Source organism: Desulfurella sp. (assembly GCF_023256235.1).
GTDB lineage: Bacteria > Campylobacterota_A > Desulfurellia > Desulfurellales > Desulfurellaceae > Desulfurella.
Map to the genome: position 1 here is coordinate 4,496 of NZ_JAGDWY010000047.1, position 3,781 is coordinate 8,276.

A 3,781-nucleotide genomic window follows, 5' to 3' on the forward strand; every position below is an offset into this window, starting at 1 on the left:
ATGATGAAGTTACGTATTCATTTGACCTTATGTTCCGTGAACTTGAGCTCAGCAGTGGAGGTGAAAGGGTGCACGATTCTTCCCTTTTAAGAAAGAACCTAAAAGTCGCAGGTCTCCCCATAAAGAGCTTCAAATACCATTTAGTACCATACTCCTACGGCATGCCACCCCATGGGGGATTTGGTATGGGAGTTGAAAGGTTATTGATGACCCTTACAGGCGTGGGCAACATAAGAGAAGTATCCCTGTACCCGCGCGATGTGAGGAGGCTTTTACCATGAAGTTTAGTATTGATCATATATCTAAATTGGCACTTATCAAGATAAGTGCAGAAGAAAAAAGGGATATAGAAAAGAGAATAAATGCTTTGAGAGTGCTACTAAACGATTTAGAAAATGTTAAACTTCCAGAAGAGGCCATAGTGCTTGTGCCTGAAGGTAAACATGAAAGGGACGACATTCCAGTTCAGTTTGATTCCGAAATAATTTTGGAAGGTTTTAACAGTATAAAGGACAGATATATAAAGGCGCCAAGGACTCTATGAACTTTAATGGACATGACGTTACAGACATTCTAGATATGGTAAGACGCGGGTCCGTAGATATAATTGATGTAAATGAATGGTTTTACAGAAAGAGCATTGAATTAAATGATAAAATAAATTCAATAGAAAAAAATTTAAAAGATTATTTGTTGAGCAATATTGATCAGGAAAATACAAAAAAGGGGTAAAGATGCTATGATTGAAGAGACCTTATCTTTAAGGGATTGGGCAAGGCGAAATAAAATATGGATGCCGAATTCTTGGAAGCAATATTTAAATGATTTAATTGAATTTTACAAAGATGCATACATTTTAAAGAAATTAAAGGATTATTTGATAGAAACTAGCAAAAAATATAACACATTAGATGATATAAGAATTCATGAAGGTCAAGAAATTTATGATAAATTCAAAACAATGATTTACGGAGGAATTGGATCAAGCAATATAAACGATTCTTTTGCAAAGTTTATGTTTGAAGTATTTGGTATAAGAATATCAAATGCTAAAACTTTTGAAGATAGCATAGGATTTTATGAAAAATATGGTGATGGAATTGCAATTACTATCGAAAGTCCTGGTGAAATGAAACCATGGATTTCTCTCATAGACATAGATAAGATAGTAGAGATTACAAAATCAATCATAGTTTCATTAAGTAATGATTTAGAAATCATATTATCACAATATAATTTAAATGGTTATAATTTAGATATAAGTAATTTTTCAGTTAAAGATATTATTTCTTATTTCCCTAACCCTAATGATTCACCTAAAAAATTGATTGATTTAATCAATGATTTTAAGCAAAAAGGAGTTGCCCTTTCAATAGGTATAAATCCATTCTCAACATTTTTATTTTATACCAGAGCTATACCTATGAAAGTGTTAATAGATTTCCTAGACCTAGAGTCTGATTTAACAAAAGTTGAAGAGCTGATTAAATTTTTAAAACTTAAAAAATATTCCATAATAGATTGGAGGCAAATAGAAACTTCTACTATCCATTCTGAAACAATTTATTTACTTGCAAGTGATTATTTTAAATATTCAAATCAACTCAATTACAATGGAGAATTTTTAAACTTATTTTGGAAACATTTAATTTATATTGACAAAAATATTTTGATGATTAATATTTGTTATATGGAATTAATCTACGGAATTATAATTGGTTTAACACTTGGTTTAACTGGTGCTGGTGGCTCAATTATAACTATACCTATACTGCTTTATTTGCTTGATATGAATGTTCATAGTGCAACGGGGACAAGTTTGGTTGTTGTTGGCGTTGGCTCTTTAGCTGGTGCTATACAATACATGCTTGGCAAGCAAAAGTACGTCCACTGGAAAATATCCATTGTATTTTCTATAGCTGGTATATTTGGTGCATTTTTAGGTTCTTACATAAATTCTTTGCTGCCAGCAAAAATTATACTGTATGGATTTTCTGCATTGATGTTGGTTATTGGCATACTAATGCTAAGACAAAAAGAATACCAAAATAAAAAAGAATCTGAACAACAAATAAGTCTAAAAAACATAAAAGGTTTAAGTGCATGGTCAAAATTTGTTTTGGCAGGTTTTGGTATTGGTTTGATGACTGGATTTTTTGGTGTAGGTGGTGGTTTTTTAATAGTACCAACGCTTGTTTTGATTTTAGATTTTCCAATGAAAGATGCCATTGCAACAAGCCTCTTAGTTATTGCCTTAAATTGCTTATGGGGTATTCTTTCAAGGCTTAGTGGTGTAGGTTCAATAGAAATAACACAAGCAATATACATAAGCGTGGGTGCGATTATTGGTATGGCCATTGGTGTAGTTATTGCAAAAAGAATAAAAGCAGGCTATTTAACACGAATTTTTTCCTATTTTGTTATAATACTTGCTTTTTATATGTTTGCAAGAACACTTGGTCTAATAAATTAATATTCGGAGGATTTGATGGCTATAGAAAAATCTTTTTCATTTAAAAGCATATCAACCCTGGCAACGCCTATCAGACTTGTGCTTGGATGGCAATTTTTTAGTGCATTTTTAAGACGGGTCGTAAATGATCCAGAAAAACTTGACCCTAACTCACCTGCATTTATGGGGCACGCATTTAATCATTTTTTGCCTCATGCATTATTTATAAAACCCATGATAGAGTACCTTATCACGCACCCTCATTTATTATTTATATTTTTAATGGTATTTACAATTATAGAAGGTTTTGTGGGTATTGGATTAGTACTTGGGCTTTTTACCAGGTTATCTGCAATAGGTGCCACTTTACTTTCACTTGGCATATTACTCGGTACAGGTTGGCTTGGCTCAACCTGTGTAGATGAATGGCAGATTGGCATAGCAGGCATATCAAGCGGTCTTGTTATTTTTAGTTTAGGTGGGGGTTTATTTTCACTTGATAATATGTTTTTTAAAAATAAAAATTCAAAACTCCTTGCATATTTGGCTTCAAATAACTTAAAAACTAATGAGTCTTCTTTTAAAACAGAAGCTTTGATTTTTAGTATTATAGCTATGTTTATAACACTATATACTTATCAGGCCCTTCATGGTGGCTTATACGGTAAATTGTACAATTTATCAAAAATACCAAAGATTGAAATTTTAAATGCACATCTCAAAAAAAATGGTGAGTTAAATTTAACTATTTATCGCACAAATGGTCCTGATACTTACGGTGCTTTTATTGAAGAAATAGCTCTTCTTGATGAAAAAGGCAAGGTAGTTGAAACAATAAATCCAAACAATCAAAATTTATTTAAAAATGATATAAAAAATTTTTACTTTAATAAAATTGAGCCAAACAAATTTTCACTTGTTGTACCACTTGGAGCAAAAGCCACAATAAATATCAAGCCAACAGGCAACATATCACTTAAAAAAGGTTATTATACAGTAGAGTTAACCGATGTTAGCGGTTTGAAATGGTCTAAGAAAATAAACTTAGATTAAAACTAACATCACAAGCTTGCTCAATTAATTGGGCAAGCTTGTCTATACCCTCATGATATGTAGATGATGTTTTAATGTATTTTATGTTTAATGTTTCAATGGCTTTTTTTGTTTTAGCAAGATGAGATTGGCTTGCTTTATCTATTTTTGTAAGCACAATTACAGTACTTAAATTATTATACTTAAGCCAATTTAAAAAAATCTCATCGCTAGGCATTATTGATACCTTTGTATCTATAAGCAAAAAAATCAACTGCAACATATTGGCATTTAGCA

The 3,781-nt window shown here is 31.4% G+C and carries 6 protein-coding genes; 5 read left to right on the plus strand and 1 reads right to left on the minus strand.

The window, feature by feature from the left end; translation table 11 throughout:
* The 5 genes from Q0C22_RS04810 to Q0C22_RS04830 all read left to right on the plus strand — a co-directional run.
* The coding region (locus Q0C22_RS04810; protein ID WP_291492313.1) for an amino acid--tRNA ligase-related protein at nt 1–281 on the plus strand (281 nt) is incomplete at its 5' end.
* On the plus strand, nt 278–544 hold the full coding sequence (locus Q0C22_RS04815; protein ID WP_291492315.1) for a hypothetical protein: 267 nt from the start codon (nt 278–280) through the stop codon (nt 542–544). The genes Q0C22_RS04810 and Q0C22_RS04815, both read left to right, overlap by 4 nt.
* Nucleotides 541–732, plus strand: a complete 192-nt coding sequence (locus tag Q0C22_RS04820) for a hypothetical protein (protein WP_291492317.1) — start codon at nt 541–543, stop codon at nt 730–732. Before Q0C22_RS04815 ends, Q0C22_RS04820 begins: the two co-directional genes overlap by 4 nt.
* Nucleotides 733–739: 7 nt before the next feature.
* Nucleotides 740–2,473 (plus strand): sulfite exporter TauE/SafE family protein, encoded by a 1,734-nt coding sequence (locus Q0C22_RS04825; RefSeq protein ID WP_291492324.1) that lies wholly within the window; start codon nt 740–742, stop codon nt 2,471–2,473.
* A gap of 15 nt (nt 2,474–2,488) precedes the next feature.
* Nucleotides 2,489–3,505, plus strand: coding sequence for a TQO small subunit DoxD (locus tag Q0C22_RS04830; protein ID WP_291492326.1), 1,017 nt, complete (start codon nt 2,489–2,491; stop codon nt 3,503–3,505).
* On the opposite strand, the gene rsgA is transcribed toward Q0C22_RS04830, so the two are convergent.
* A partial coding sequence (rsgA, locus tag Q0C22_RS04835; RefSeq protein WP_291492328.1) for a GTPase RsgA occupies nt 3,483–3,781 on the minus strand: 299 nt, incomplete at its 5' end. The two genes, Q0C22_RS04830 and rsgA, sit on opposite strands and share 23 nt — an antisense overlap.